The organism is Candidatus Viridilinea mediisalina (assembly GCF_002532535.1).
Taxonomy (GTDB): domain Bacteria; phylum Chloroflexota; class Chloroflexia; order Chloroflexales; family Chloroflexaceae; genus Viridilinea; species Viridilinea mediisalina.
Map to the genome: position 1 here is coordinate 55,353 of NZ_NQWI01000018.1, position 14,053 is coordinate 69,405.

Annotated in this window: 13 protein-coding genes and 1 pseudogene; 10 read left to right on the top strand and 4 right to left on the bottom strand. The window is 59.6% G+C overall.

Features of this window, described 5'->3' with window-relative positions:
• Nucleotides 1-2: 2 nt before the first annotated feature.
• Nucleotides 3-1,163 (bottom strand): DNA cytosine methyltransferase, encoded by a 1,161-nt coding sequence (locus tag CJ255_RS06250; protein ID WP_097643231.1) that lies wholly within the window; start codon nucleotides 1,161-1,163, stop codon nucleotides 3-5.
• 10 nt (nucleotides 1,164-1,173) lie between these two features.
• Between CJ255_RS06250 and CJ255_RS23370 the strand changes: the two genes are divergently transcribed.
• The 3 genes and pseudogenes from CJ255_RS23370 to CJ255_RS06255 all read left to right on the top strand — a co-directional run bounded on the left by CJ255_RS23370 (nucleotide 1,174) and on the right by CJ255_RS06255 (nucleotide 2,393).
• Entirely contained in the window at nucleotides 1,174-1,311 is a 138-nt protein-coding gene (locus tag CJ255_RS23370; protein WP_165774587.1) for a hypothetical protein, read from the top strand.
• 9 nt (nucleotides 1,312-1,320) lie between these two features.
• Nucleotides 1,321-1,448, top strand: a pseudogene (locus CJ255_RS24785) (nSTAND1 domain-containing NTPase); the annotation flags it as partial.
• Nucleotides 1,401-2,393, top strand: a complete 993-nt coding sequence (locus CJ255_RS06255; RefSeq protein WP_439100140.1) for a WD40 repeat domain-containing protein — start codon at nucleotides 1,401-1,403, stop codon at nucleotides 2,391-2,393. The pseudogene CJ255_RS24785 and the gene CJ255_RS06255, both read left to right, overlap by 48 nt.
• 674 nt (nucleotides 2,394-3,067) lie before the next feature.
• Here CJ255_RS06255 and rpsT read toward each other — a convergent pair.
• On the bottom strand, nucleotides 3,068-3,334 hold the full coding sequence (gene rpsT, locus CJ255_RS06260) for a 30S ribosomal protein S20 (RefSeq protein WP_097643233.1): 267 nt from the start codon (nucleotides 3,332-3,334) through the stop codon (nucleotides 3,068-3,070).
• An 83-nt stretch (nucleotides 3,335-3,417) separates the two neighbouring features.
• Here rpsT and murJ point away from each other — a divergent pair, with 83 nt between their 5' ends.
• Nucleotides 3,418-5,043 (top strand): murein biosynthesis integral membrane protein MurJ, encoded by a 1,626-nt coding sequence (gene murJ / locus CJ255_RS06265; RefSeq protein ID WP_097643234.1) that lies wholly within the window; start codon nucleotides 3,418-3,420, stop codon nucleotides 5,041-5,043.
• Nucleotides 5,044-5,235: 192 nt separating this feature from the next.
• Here murJ and CJ255_RS06270 read toward each other — a convergent pair whose 3' ends face one another.
• Nucleotides 5,236-7,395 (bottom strand): glycosyltransferase family 39 protein, encoded by a 2,160-nt coding sequence (locus CJ255_RS06270; protein ID WP_097643235.1) that lies wholly within the window; start codon nucleotides 7,393-7,395, stop codon nucleotides 5,236-5,238.
• Between the two features lie 195 nt (nucleotides 7,396-7,590).
• Between CJ255_RS06270 and CJ255_RS06275 the strand changes: the two genes are divergently transcribed.
• Genes CJ255_RS06275 through CJ255_RS06290 form a run of 4 tightly spaced genes read left to right on the top strand, consistent with a single transcriptional unit; the run spans nucleotide 7,591 to nucleotide 11,223 of the window.
• Nucleotides 7,591-8,721: a glycosyltransferase family 4 protein gene (locus CJ255_RS06275; RefSeq protein ID WP_097643236.1), complete on the top strand. Its 1,131-nt coding sequence runs from the start codon at nucleotides 7,591-7,593 to the stop codon at nucleotides 8,719-8,721.
• A 49-nt stretch (nucleotides 8,722-8,770) separates the two neighbouring features.
• Complete coding sequence (locus tag CJ255_RS06280; RefSeq protein ID WP_097643237.1) at nucleotides 8,771-9,220, top strand: hypothetical protein; 450 nt, start codon at nucleotides 8,771-8,773, stop codon at nucleotides 9,218-9,220.
• A gap of 31 nt (nucleotides 9,221-9,251) precedes the next feature.
• Complete coding sequence (locus tag CJ255_RS06285) at nucleotides 9,252-10,472, top strand: substrate-binding domain-containing protein (RefSeq protein WP_165774588.1); 1,221 nt, start codon at nucleotides 9,252-9,254, stop codon at nucleotides 10,470-10,472.
• A gap of 13 nt (nucleotides 10,473-10,485) precedes the next feature.
• On the top strand, nucleotides 10,486-11,223 hold the full coding sequence (locus CJ255_RS06290) for a hypothetical protein (RefSeq protein ID WP_097643239.1): 738 nt from the start codon (nucleotides 10,486-10,488) through the stop codon (nucleotides 11,221-11,223).
• A 230-nt stretch (nucleotides 11,224-11,453) separates the two neighbouring features.
• On the opposite strand, the gene CJ255_RS06295 is transcribed toward CJ255_RS06290, so the two are convergent.
• Nucleotides 11,454-11,666 (bottom strand): heavy-metal-associated domain-containing protein, encoded by a 213-nt coding sequence (locus CJ255_RS06295; protein WP_097643240.1) that lies wholly within the window; start codon nucleotides 11,664-11,666, stop codon nucleotides 11,454-11,456.
• An 80-nt stretch (nucleotides 11,667-11,746) separates the two neighbouring features.
• Here CJ255_RS06295 and fni point away from each other — a divergent pair, with 80 nt between their 5' ends.
• Entirely contained in the window at nucleotides 11,747-12,781 is a 1,035-nt protein-coding gene (gene fni, locus CJ255_RS06300) for a type 2 isopentenyl-diphosphate Delta-isomerase (protein WP_097643241.1), read from the top strand.
• Nucleotides 12,781-13,959, top strand: coding sequence for a DNA replication/repair protein RecF (gene recF / locus CJ255_RS06305; protein ID WP_097643242.1), 1,179 nt, complete (start codon nucleotides 12,781-12,783; stop codon nucleotides 13,957-13,959). The genes fni and recF overlap by 1 nt, the downstream gene beginning before the upstream one ends.
• Nucleotides 13,960-14,053 lie beyond the last annotated feature (94 nt).

Here is a 14,053-nt window from a genome sequence, read left to right on the forward strand (position 1 = left end):
GTTCATCTTCCAGCTTCTAGGGCAACAATACCATTCGAATAGGCCAATGGGCGAAGTAGATGCTTTTCAAGCCACGAGACAACCGAAACCACTACCGCATCACCCATGACGTGGTAGCCATCGTTGTAACGAGCCGGTAGCCAGTAGCTATCTGGCAGTCCCATGAGACGGGCGGCTTCACGCACCGAGATGAGGCGTGAACGAATCGTCTGTCCCTCAACAACCATGAGAATCTGACGGCTTGAGCCGCCCACGGGAGTCCGTAGGCAACCGCTGATGTTATCAAAACGCACCTCGGCACGCTGTCTTCTTACGCCATTCTCGACGCGAACACGCTTATATATTGTTCCCACTTGCCTTCTACCACACTGCTGTGCTGCATGAACTTTCGCAAGGTGCGTTGGTGACATAAGAGCCAATAAGCGGTTGGTCTCATCCGCTGAATGCCATGAGACATCTGTGGGATTCTCTTCGATTAATTCGCGTAACTGCGCCCGTGTACTGGTCGGCGCAGGGAGAGACCACCAGATCCAAGCAGCTTGTACAGCCTCTGGCAAACGCGCAAAGGCTTGATGGATCGGTTTCGGATGCCATAGACTGCCGGTAGCCATAGCCTGATTTATGGCAAGGGGTTCATGCAAGCCATGTTTAAGTGCAACGATAAAGAGCCTTGGCCGTGAATGGGGTAAAAAGTGGACGGCATCAATCATCATAGCCCCCGGACGATAGCCAGCCTCAACCAGCGTGAGGAGCAATTGTTCAAAATCCTTACCACCATTGGCCGTTAAGAGGCCAACAACATTTTCAAGCACAATCAGTGGAACAGGCCGCCCAGCCTGTGCTAACGCATTGATGAGTTGCCAGAAAGGCCAAAAAGTCCCGCTGCGCTTGGCTTGTAGCCCCTTGCCATTGCCAGCAACCGAGAGATCTTGGCAGGGAAAGGATGCCCACGCCATCGATACCGCATCTGGAATCTGCGCTACGGTAACCTGTGCAATATCCAGCACGCATAACTCATCTGCCGGTGGGAAGTTCTGGCGGTAGACCTGTGCCTTCTTCTCTGAAATATCGTTGGCAAATAGGCATGACCAATCTGGCCCAAGCCCCATACGGGCAAGGCCACCGCCAGCAAAGAATTCGAGAAAGGTAAGAGGGGATCGCATAGTAGACCTTATGAAGTTTATCTTTGCTGAGATTATCTTATCACAGCAGAACAGGTTTTTCAAATGGGCGGCGATGTTGGAACGCAACGGTGCGATGCCACCCGATGCGACGCTGGCGGAGTTTGATCCGCTGCTGGCCCCGGAGTAGCCCGATGAGGTGTGCCCCTACTTGGGGCTTGAGGCTTTTCATGAGCAGCAGGCGCAGCGCTTCTTTGGGCGGCGGCGGGTGGTGGCGGAATTACTGGAGCGTCTAAATCAACGGCGTCTCGTTGCTATTATTGGCCCCTCGGGCAGCGGCAAGTCGAGGCGGGGGTGGTTGATGCGCTGCTCGGCGAGATTCTGGGCGAACCCGCTGCGCTGCCACTGCTGCAATATAGCCTGCTCAAACTGTGGGAGGCGCGTGAGCGCAATCGCGTCACCTGGGCGGCCTATCAGCAGGTTGGCGGCGGGCGCTTGGCCCTCGGACGCGGGGCCGATGCGGTCTACCAGCAACTCATTCCCGAAGATCAGAAGACCGCAGAGCGCATCTTCCTGCGCCTCGTGCGCCCCAGCGAAGGCATTGAGATGACGAGCATGCGCGTGCGCCGCGCAGAGCTTGTGCAAGGCGGCGAAGATCCCTCACGGGTGGAACGGGTACTTACCCGCCTCATTGATGCACGCCTGTTGCGCCTCACGAGTGGCGAAAGCAGCAGCGACACCCAGGTTGAAATTGCCCACGAAGCGTTGATCCGCAACTGGCCCACTCTCAGCAACTGGCTCGAAGATGAGCGCCACAACCTCCGCCAGCGCCAACGCCTCACCGAACGGGCCGAGCAGTGGCAGCGCCTGGGCCAAACCAGAGAAGATCTGCTGCAAGGCCAACTCCTCGAAGAGGCGCAGCGCTACCCCGATCTCAACCAATTGGAACGTGATTTTGTTCAGGCGAGCAGTGCCGCCGTCACCGCCCGGCTGTGGAACAGTGAGGGCCAAGCACTCGCTGTGCTGCGCGGGCATAGTGGTGATGTCTACAGCGCCGTCTTTAGCCCCGACGGCACACGTATGTTGACCGCCTCGGCGGACGGGACGGCGCGACAGTATATGGTTAGCACCGAAGATCTGCGCCGCGCCGCCGTCTGCCGCGTCAACCGCGAACTGACGCCGGAGGAGGTGCAGGGCTTTGAAGTAGATTTGCCCTTGGCCTTTACCTTGGAACAGCGTCAGTGCCCGCCGGTCTATTCGTGGCAGCGGTGAGGATGGGGGCGGGGGTGCTTTCAACGATAGAGTTTTTGGGAAGCTTTGGATGCGGTGTCAGGAGTTTTCTCATGCAACGCGAACCAACGACCTGCTAGGTGGGCGCCGTGCAGTCGCCATGCGTAGCCCCACAGACCCAACGGCGCACACCTGGTAGGTCTGAGGTAGCAACGGCCCATGAGACCTAGCAGGTAAGGAATGCACAAAAACCGCACTGCCTGCGCCCCTCTCCCACAACGTGGGAGAGGGGTAGGGGGTAATGGAGCAAAACTCACCCGGTTGACCGTTGACCGTAGGGGCACGGCAGCGCCGTGCCCTCCCTATGGAGCAAAACTCACCCGGTTGACCGTTGACCGTAGGGGCACGGCAGCGCCGTGCCCCTACACAGGGCGACTTTTGCGCTATTGCGGTAGGGGGTAAGGGAAGCGGATGTTGTTGATTGCCCCGTTGCGTTGCTTCCATGAGAGGCCGTAGGTAGTACCGACGTTAGTCGGCTTCCCATCGCTGCCAAAGACCTCAGCCGACTAACGTCGGCACTACGATGCCTGTCGGCTTCCCATCGCTGCCAAAGACCTCAGCCGACTAACGTCGGCACTACGATGCCCGCCCATGGATTATTCAGCATGACAGGCCGCTGGGATACGTAACAATTTCTGCTTCCCGCTCCCTATCCCCTACACCACAGCCGCTGCCGCATTGAGCTTCTTCATCAGCCGCGACTTACGGCGGGCCGCGTTATTCTTGTGGATAATGCCCTTCACCGCAGCCTTATCGAGGGTGCTAATGGCTTCACGAATAGTGGCCTCATCGGGCGTCCCACTAAAGATGCTTTGCTCAGCCTTCTTTACCATCGTCTTCACACGAGAACGATAGACGGTATTGCGCTGATGCTTGCGTTCGTTGCTCCGAATGCGCTTCTTTGCCGACGATGTGTTCGCCAAGGGTCTCTACCTCCAGTATAATCGTATGCTGTCTGTAATCGCACAAATATCTAACGCCAGAGTATAGCAGAAGGACGCTAGGCGTGCAACTCTCTTCGCTGCTGCGACGCGCCCGCACGGGTGCGCTGGGTAGTAGCCTCATTGTGATGGGTGGCTTCGTGCTGAGCCGGGTGACTGGCCTGCTGCGCGATGTGGTCGCAACCTATGTCTATGGTACTTCAGTTGAAGCTGCGGCCTACCGGGCTGCGTTCTCGGTGGTTGATCTGCTCTATTTGGTGATTATCGGGGGGGCGTTGGGCAGCAGCTTTATCCCGGTCTTTATTGAGGTCTGGGAGCGTGATGGTCAAGCTCGCGCTTGGCGTTTGGCGAGTGCGGTGGTTACGTGGGCGCTGGTGGCTTTGAGTGTGGCGAGTGCGCTGCTCTTTGTTGCTGCCCCTTGGTTGGTGCAACTGATCTATGGCGGGCGTGGCTTCGATGCGGCTACGCTGACGCTCACGGTGCAACTCACGCGGCTCTTTCTGCTCTCGCCATTGCTCTTGGGCCTCGGCGGGTTGGCGATGGCGGCGCTCAATGCGCGTGAACATTTTACCCTGCCTGCCCTTGCGCCAACTATTTACAATCTGGGGATTATTGGCGGGGCGCTGTTGGGGCCGCCGCTTGGCTTGGGTATTTGGGGCATGGCTTGGGGGGTGGTGCTGGGTGCCCTTGGCTACCTGCTGGTGCAAATTCCGGGGCTGCGCGGCTTGGGCATGCACCTGCGGCTTCAACTGGGGCGCGGGATACGCGAAGTGGGGCGCATCGCCCGCCAGATGGGGCCGCGGGTGGTGGGCCAAGCGGCTGCCCATATCAGTATTGTCGTGACCCTGGCGCTCACTGCGCGCCTCGACGATGGCGCGGCCAAGTTGGCGGGCTTGGGCTATGCCTACCAACTGATGCTGCTGCCCTTCGGTATCTTTTCGCTCAGTCTGAGCCAAGTGGCCTTCCCGCGCCTCGCACGCCTCGTGGCCGAAGGGCGGCAGAGCGAACTCGCTGCCGATCTGCGCCGCACCCTGGGGATGATCCTCTGGCTGACCCTGCCGGCCAGTGCGATGCTGCTGAGTCTCGGCATGCCTTTGGCGCGGGTTCTCTTTGAACGCGGCGCCTATGATGCCATATCGCTGCAATACACCGTGAGCGCCTTGCTGGGCTATAGCCTGGCCCTACCCGCCTTTGCCGCCTCCGAGATTCTGATTCGCGGCTTCTACGCCATGCAACGCACATGGATCCCCGTGATCGTCGGGTTGCTCCAGGTTGGCCTTAACCTTGGGCTTGGCCTGCTGCTGCTCAACGCTGGCGGCGATGTTGGAAGCCTTGCGCTGGCGTTTAGTATTGCCAACAACCTCGAAGCACTCCTGCTGATCGCATTGATGGGCCGCGCCCTCCCCGGCATCTGGCGCGACCCAGGCCATTGGCGTACAGTTAGCGTTGCGCTGCTAGGAGCCACCGTGGTGGGCCTGGGGCTCAGCGCGCTCCGCAGCGCCTCAACCCAACTCGTGCCCGCCTTGAGCCTCAGCCATAGCTACCAATGGACAGACGAGATCATTGGTCTGCTGCTCTGGCTCAGTGCTGCGGGCAGTCTTGGGGCTATCGCGTACCTTATGGTGAGCATCTGGCTTGGTGCTGCCCCAGCCCGTGTACTCATTGCACGCTGGCGCATACGTGGAGGCTAAAAGATGGTTCGTGGCGACTTTACAGTTTGCGAGGATGCGAGGATGCGAGGACGCGAAGCCCGCGCCTCTTCGCCTCACGCATCCTCGCAAGATGGTAAAGCAAACTTCGACTTTTCTGAAATCTTCCCTAACTATTCCCTTTGTGTTGGGTTGTGGCGGCTACGCCGCCACAACGCAACACAAAATAGAAATCTATGGTAGCCAATAGATCATATAGAGCATACGCTCTTCAAGCGGCGAAGCCACCACCTCAACCCTCCCATCGGGAAAGGTCTCACGAATGTAGGCCAATTCGTGTTCGCGTTCCGGCAGGATGACGAAGAGGGTTGGGTAGATCGGCGAACGTAGATCGGGTGCGGGTGGGGCGCTGATTGGTTCCAAAATGTCAATCCGCTCGACGTGAGGGGCGAGGTAGGGAAAACTACCAAAGTTGATGCTCATGCGTGGCCAGCCCATGAAGAGGACGCGTGTGTTGGGCTCAAAGGCGGCATTGGCATGGTGAGCTAGTTCGGTGGCGACCACTGCGTTGGGATTGCCATAAATGCGCCGAGGGGTGTAGTCCATGAAGTAGTAGTGGATGCTTGTGGCCATCAGCCCCAGGGTGATGAGGGTGAGGGTGGGCACCAAGATCCGTTGGCGCAATGGGCCCAAAAAGGCTCCGAGCCCTTGGGCCACCAGGACGAGTCCCAAGGCGACAAAGATGATCGCTGGGATTGCGGTGGTGATCAGACGTTGACTCGAGGGGGTTGTATCGGTGAGCATGCCGCCCATAAGTATCGCGCCGCCCCACCAAGCCACCAACGGAAAGATGCGCCGATCCAACAACCGTGTACCGGCAAAGCCAATCCCTAGCAAAAAGAGCGTCCCATAGGCCCAATCAAAGAGCGGATCGGGAATGCCATACCATGCAATCCGGTCGGGATAGGCGTTATAGGCCAGCACCGCCCGTTGAAATTGTTGGAAGATGATCTCCAGTTGGCTGCTGTCGGTTAGCTCCTGCTCCCGTTCGAGCCAGCCACTCTGGAAGATACCCACTGCATTCACGCGCGCATTGTAGTCGTCGGGGAAGCGGAAGGCGTACTGGATCATGGGCGCAGCCGTAAGGAGTGCTACGGCCAGCAGGGTGGCGACTCCCCACCCATGCTGCCGCAAGAAGCTGCGGCCATCTCGCAGCAGCAGCAGCAGAATCACCGCACCGCTCAGAATGATCGTAAAGCGCGCCCCAGCATAGAAGAATTGCGCGACGCCAATCACCAGGCCGCAGAGCGCCCAATCGAACTGGGTGCGCCGGTCGTAGCCCCGGTAGAGGAAAAGCAGCGCGAGGCTGGCGAAGAGGCCATCGGCAATCTGGTTCGAGCCGAGGCGCGAGAAGTGGATGTGGTAGTGGTACGCTGCCAGCAGGGCCGCACTCAGCAGCGCCAAACCACGCCCGTAGAGCCGAGCGACAAGGAAGTAGCTGACCAGAACCGTAAGCGAACCAATGATAGCCCACGGCAGGCGTAGGGCGGTCGCATTCTGGCCCAAGAGCGCAATCGTCGGCGCATTGAAATAGAAGCTCATGGTGGGCACGCCGAGCCAGCCGGTGGTGAAGGGGTTGTTGATGCGCCCTTCCAGCACCGCGACCGCCTCCAACCCCTGGGAGCCCTCGTCGCCACCGAGGGTTGGCGGCAGATGCCCCACGTTCCAGAGGCGTAGCACCAGGGTGAGCAGCGCCAACCCAAGGCCAAGCAGTAACACCTTGGTGGGGGGGCGGGCGAGGGAGGGTAATTGCCAGCCACCCACCGCCGCAAAGAGGCAACCAATCGAAAGCAGCCACGGAATGAAGGTCCAGTTCAAGTGTGGTCGCGGCTCGCCAATGCGGTCGTAGCCGAGCGCCACTAGCACCAGCAGCATGAGCATAAGCGCCGCCGCGATCCAGCCTGCACGCCCAGCAACCGGCTGGGGGATAAGCTCGGCTTGGTGTTGCTCCGGGGGCGGCCCGTCACGCAGCAACCAGATCGGCTGACGCCAAAAGGCCCCGGCTAGGAGCAACGCCGCAGCCACCGCCATACCCACCGCCGTCCAATCCCACTGGCGGACGGTGAGGAATTGCTGTTGGGCCAAGCCAGCAAGCATCAGTGCTACCAAGGAGAGCACGAGCATGCGCCAGCGTGTATGGCGCAGAAGGGCAGGCGCAATCGGGGCAGGCGCTTCCACCGCCTCCACGTGCAAATGCACGCGCGAACCTTCAGGGAGGTCAAGCGGCTTCATAGGGTGCAACACCCCGCGCGCATAGAGCGTTTCAAGCTGCTGGCCCTGGAGGGGGTGCGCGGTAGCACTTGGGGCTTGGGGAGAATCTTCGTGTTGCTTCACGTTCGGGTGCGTTTTTTTGTTTGGTTTTAGAGGTTGTCTGAAAAGTCTATGAACTGGCGTTGGAGTGCCGGCTTCAGCCGGCTAAAGCCGGCACTCCAACGTGTGCCCACTAGCTTTTCAGACAGCTTCTTAAAGCCAGTTTGCCGAAACTGTCATCCTCTGCCACTCAGTATAACCGATGGTACAATAATCGCTATGTGTGTACCAATTGCCATTGATATCAGCCGCCTCGGAGCGCGTGAATACACGGGCACCGAGCGTTACACCTACGAACTGCTTGCGGCCTTGGCCAAACTTGATCGCTTTCGCCCTTACACGCTCTACAGCAATGGCTTACCAGCGCGGCTACCGTTGCTTGGCCCTAATGTTAGCCTGCGGAATATTCCCGCGCCACGCCTCTGGACCCACATGCGCTTAGGGCCAACGGCCTTGCGCGAGCGGCCAGCCTTACTTTTCATTCCGGCCCATGTGGTGCCACTCATCCACCCGCCCAGTGTGGTAACCATCCACGATCTGGGCTACCACATGTTTCCAGAGGCGCACACTGCACGACGGCGGCTCGAATTGGAGTTGACGACGCGCTGGAGCCTGCGGGCGGCACGCCATGTGATTGCGATCTCGCAGACAACCAAAGCAGACTTAGTACACCATTATAGGGCCGATCCAGCACGCATCAGTGTCGTATACCATGGAGTACAAGACCATTTTACCCCAACTGAACATGGCCAGCACCTCGCCCCTCAACTACGCCAGCGCTACCACTTGGCGCAACGGCCCTACCTGCTCTATGTAGGCACTATTCAGCCGCGGAAGAACTTGGTACGCCTGCTGGAAGCCTTCGCCCAAGCCCTGCCCCACTTGGAAGAACCGCCGCTCCTCGTTCTTGCCGGGCGCGAGGGCTGGCTCAGTAGCGCCATCGTTGCCCGCACTCGCGCCTTGGGCCTTGAACATCATGTCCGTTTTCCTGGGTACATCCCCGATGCTGATCTGCCGGCCCTGCTGCGAGGCGCACTCGCCTTTGTCTTCCCTTCACTCTACGAGGGCTTTGGGATGCCGGTGTTGGAAGCTATGGCCTGTGGCACTCCGGTACTCACCGCCAACGGCTCGGCGCTGCGCGAAGTGGCCGACACGGCGGCCCTCTTGGTTGATCCGACCAATACCGATGCAATCGCAGCGGGTCTGTTGCGCCTCATCAGTGACGCGCACCTACGTGAGGCCCTACGCGAACGGGGTCTCGCCCGTGCCGCCATGTTTACCTGGGAGCGTTGTGCCCAGTTGACCCTTGCGGTGCTGCTGGAGAACATCCAATTGGCATCATTTGCTTGAACGGGCTATACTAGAGTTAGGATGATTGTGGAGGTTGAGGAGGTTAGGCGTGTTACAGCCCGACGAGCTGCCCGTTACGACCAAGAGCAGCGCCGAGTGCGAAACTGAATTGCTCCGGCGTGAACTGGCCGAGACCCAGCAGCTTGTGCGTGGGCTGCGACGCCAATTGGAAAAGGCGCACGATGCGGCCAATGAAGCCAAGCGCGCCCATGCCAAGATGGTCAATACCCTGACCGAAACGATGCGCGAGAATACCACCCTCGTACACGAGCGCGACTTCTGGCGCACCCGCGCCCAACGCCTCGAAGCGGGCCTCAGTACCGAGCTAGAGCTAGAGCATCCGGTGGTTGATATGAGTGCGCTGAGCAATCAGATCAGCGAAGAGGAGGCCAACGCCATCCGCAAAGCTATGGCGCGCCTGCACCATCCCGATGTGGGCGGCAATCCCGACCGCATGAAGGCGTGGAATGCTGCCCTTGATCGCTTGGGCCGGGGCTAGGCGTAATATTTTTAGGGTAATGTACACTCGTATGCGTAGCATTGCTTTCGGCTATCTGGTTCTCTGTCTGCTGGCATGGGGCCTCAAGACGGTGGTGGCACTGCCGGGGTTTTGGGGCTATGCGCCGATCAATCTGGGGATTGGGCCGGGGAGCCAGCCGATTGAACTGGTTGTCTGGTTCGATGATGAGCAGCAGCCGTGGATGTATGCGGCGGCGCAAAACTTCCACGCTCGCCGCCCGAGCGTCAGTGGGCGTCCAATTACCATGCGGCTGGTTGCCATGGATTCATGGGAGATGGTTGATCGCGTCGCTCGCCAAGATTGGGGCGAATATCCCCCGCCTACGGCACTTAGTCCCGCTAGTAGCTTCTGGCTCGATGAGTTGCAGATTGCGTGGGCGGGCCTCAATGCGGGCGATCCGCTTGTACGCAACAGTGTGACTCCCATGGTCTTGTCGCCGCTGGTGCTGGTGGCCTGGGAAGATCGGGCGCGCCGCCTCTGGCCTGATGGGATGCAGCGCTTCTGGTGGGACATCCATGCAGCCGCGAGTGATCCGGAGGGTTGGGCCGGGGTGACGCAGCGGGCCGGGTTTGCCCAAGATGCACCACAGGTTGCTGAGGCTGAAGCCTGGGGCCAACTCAAGCTGGGTTTGGCCGATCCGCTGGAGAGTACGAGTGGCATGCAGACGCTCGTGTTGATGGCGTATGGCTTCTATGAGCGTACCAGTGGCCTAGAACTTGCAGATGTGCGTAACCCAGAGTTGCGCCAATGGCTTGATGAGATCCGGCAAGCGGTGCCTCAAGCTGATCGTAGTAGCGCCGATGTGATGCGTAGTTTGGTGCAGTTTGGGCCGAGCCGCTATGATCTGGCTCTGGTCTATGAACATGTGGCGATCCAGCATTTGAGTGAGGCCCAAGAGCGTTGGGATGCGACGCTGCGGGTCTACTATCCACCCAAAACGATCTTTAGTGATTACCCCTATGCCATTCTGAACGCCCCGCTGACCAGTTCCGATGAGCGCGCAGCCGCCGAGCGTCTGCGGAGCTTCCTGCGCGACCGTCCGCAACAGCAGTTGGCCCGTCAACACGGCTTCCGCCCCGCCGATGCGGCGGTGCCGATTATGAGCGAGGAATTGAGTAATCCCTTCTACTTCTACAGTAGCTATGGCATCCAAGCCCAACTTGGGCAACAGGTTGAACGTCTTTCACGCGAGGAGCTTGATACCCTGTTGATCCTCTGGGCCAATCGCTAAAAGGAGTCCCTTGATGCCCAACCCCTATCTGTACGCGGCGCGGCGTCCGTTGGCGGTGGTGGTCTTGGTCGTGGCAATCCTCGCTGGGCTTAACATTTACCTCTGGTTATTGCCACTGGGCTTGATGGTCTATGGCCTCATGGTTGTTACCGGCGGACGCGATCCCGAACTGATCGCCGCTAGTCAGCGCCCGCCGCGTCCGCGCCTGACCAGTGGTACCTTTCGTAGCAACATTGCCTCAATTGAGCGCACGCAGCGCGAAATCCGGCGCGCAGCGACCCAAGCGAGCGGCGGGTTGCAGCGGCTCTTGGAGCGGATCACCAGCCAAACCCATGAATTGGTTGATGAAGCCTACAAGTTGGCCGATAAGGGCCAGTTGATTGAACGCTACCTGCGCCAGATCAACCTTGCCCACCTGCAAGAGCGCATCAATACTACCGACCGCCAAATTGCCGCGAGTGCCGATGCCTATACGATCCAGCAACTCCAAGAGACGCGCCGTGCGCTCGCCGAGAAGCAGCGCAATGCCGCCGACCTGACTACCTACATCGGGCGTATTCAGGCGCAACTCCAGAGTATTCAGGCCAACCTCGATAATGTCCTAGCCGAAACAGTGCGCCTCCGCACCTCCGATGTGGTCAGTGCCGATGTGCTTACCAACCAAGTCGCCCAGCGGCTCACAGACCTGCAGAGTGATATGCAGGCGTTCCAGCGGGTGCTGGATAATGCTATGTCCGGCGCGCAACCGTGATGGAGAGGGAGGGAGAATAAGAGGTACAGAGGGTTGAACCACAGAGGCACAGAGGACACAGAGGAAGGGAAAGAAATGGAAATAGAAATTGCCATATCCTAAAATAAAACAACCCCTGTATCGCTACCCTCTGTGTTCTCTGTGCCTCTGTGGTTCAAATTCTCTGTGTTCTCTGTGCCTCTGTGGTTCAAATTCTCTGTGTTCTCTGTGCCCTCTACTCCCTCTGGTTCTCAAGCCAGCAAAGCTACCCGATAACCCGCCGCTTCAAGCGCCCGCACGATGGCCGCGAGGCTCGCCGTCGGGCTGCGCTCAAGCTGCAATGTGCCTGTGGCAGCGTTGGCATGAGCACGTTGGACGCCTGGGATCCGTGCTACTGCCGCCAAGACCGCTTGGCGGTCGCGTTCGCCGTGCATGTTTTCGATGCGAATGATTTCGAGGATCATGTTTGACGCCCCCCTATTTTGCTGGTATGATCGCTCCGCCTATTTCCCGCTACTTGATCCCTAATGTGAAGGAGGGTCACATGCCCGATTCCGGCCAGACCGAAGGGCGAAAGCTGGATCATATCAGAATCGTCCTGGGTGAGGATGTTGACGCGAAGGGTGTGGCAAGCGGTTTTGCTGCCTATCGGCTGCCCCATACTGCCCTCCCTGAAATCGATCTGGCTGACGTCAATACGCAGATGACCTTTCTTGGCAAACCGATTGGTGCGCCGCTGTTGATCAGTTCGATGACGGGTGGCGCTGCTGAGGCGCAGAAGATCAATCTGGCCCTGGCCGAGGCGGCTGAAGCCTTGGGGTTGCCGATGGGCGTTGGTTCGCAACGCGCCGCGGTGGTGGACGGACGGCTCGCTGCGACCTACCAGGTGCGCCAGGTGGCCCCCCGGATTCCGCTTTTGGCTAATCTGGGGGCTGTGCAACTCAACTATGGCTTTGGGGTGGATCATTGTCGCCGGGCGGTGGAGATGATTGAGGCCGATGCGCTCATTTTACACCTCAATCCGCTACAAGAGGCTGTCCAGCCTGAGGGTAACACCAATTTTAAGGGTCTGCTCAGTAAGATTGAACAGATCTGCCGCGCTCTGGAAGTTCCTGTGGTGATCAAAGAGGTGGGCAATGGCATTAGTGCCGATAATGCCTACGATCTCTATATGTGCGGTGTGAAGATTATTGATATTGCGGGGGCCGGGGGCACGAGTTGGAGCGAGGTTGAACGCTTCCGCCAGCCTCATGAGCAGGGCCGCCGGGTTGCTGGTGCGTTTGCCGATTGGGGTCTGCCTACGCTTGAGGCGCTTCAGGAGGTGCGTTCGACTCTGCCCAGTGCTACGCTGATTGCCTCTGGTGGGGTGCGTAGTGGCGTTGATGTGGCGAAGGCGATCGCCTTGGGTGCCGATCTTGCCGGTACCGCGAAACCTGCCCTCTTTAGCGCCATTGATGAACGCGGTGCCGAAGCGGTTGTGGAAGGGCTCTCTGCTTTTATCCATGAACTGCGTGTGGCGATGTTCTGTACTGGCTGCGCTGATTTGACAGCGCTACGTGAGTTGCCTATCCGACGCTAGTGGATGTCTCCCACCTGACGCTGCGCGATTTCCGTAATTATCAGCGCCTCGAACTTGGGCTTACTCCCGCTATTACGCTGCTCTATGGCCCAAATGCTGCGGGAAAGACGAGTATCCTTGAGGCGCTCTTCTTTTTGGCTACCACGCGCTCGACGCGGGTGAGCGCCGACCGTGATCTGGTGCGTTGGGATGCCCTTGGTGAAGCGGGAGTGCCGCCCTTTGCCCGTATGCTGGCTGAGGTGCAGCGTAAGAGCGGCCCACTGCGCCTTGAGGTGCTGGTGCAGCGGCGTACCGATGAGGATGGCCAGTTGACCGCTGCGTCCAGTAAGTTGGTGCGGATTGATCGCCGACCCGCCCGCGCCATTGATCTCGTGGGTCAACTGCGTGTCGTACTCTTCACCCCTGCCGATCTGGTCTTGGTTGATGGCCCGCCCAACGAGCGCCGCCGCTACCTCGATATTACCCTCTCGCAACTCGATCCCCACTATGTCCGCACGCTCGCCCACTACCAGAAGATCGCGCAGCAGCGCAATAGCCTACTGCGTGCCTGGCGCGAGCGGCGCCGCCCGCTGCGTGCCGTGGATGATGAGTTGGCCTACTGGGACCAAGAGTTAACTGCGGCGGGTGGCTATCTGTTGGCTGAACGACTGCGGGCGGTGCATGAACTCAATGCACTCGTTGGCCCGCTCTACCAGCAGATTAGTGGCGGGAGTGCGCCGCTGCTGGTGGCCTATCAGCCCAGCCTTGAACTGGAGACCAACCAGAATGCCGGGGGTCTCGCCAACCAACTGGCAGCCGGGCTACGCGCCGCCCGCCGCGATGAAGTGGCCCGTGGCCAGACGCTGCTGGGGCCGCACCGCGACGACCTCGTCTTTCGTGTGGATGGGGTCAACCTGGGGCGCTACGGCTCACGCGGGCAGCAGCGCAGCGTCGCCCTGGCGCTCAAACTGGGCGAAGCGGAACTCATGCGCCAACGGGCGGGCGATGCGCCCGTGCTGCTGCTCGACGACATGTTGAGCGAACTGGACGCCCAGCGGCGCGCCCACCTACTCGAAACCATCCGCCGCCCCAACCAGCAGACCCTGCTCACCGCCACGGATTTAGGCATCTTTGGGGCTGAATTCTTGGCCAACATCACGCGCCTGCGTGTTGAGGAGGGCCGGGTGTATCCGTCGTAGGAGGTAGGAGGTAGGAAGTAGGAGGTAGGAGGTAGGAGGTAGGAGGTAGGAGGTAGGAGGTAGGAGGTAGGAGGTAGGAGGTAGGAGGTAGGAG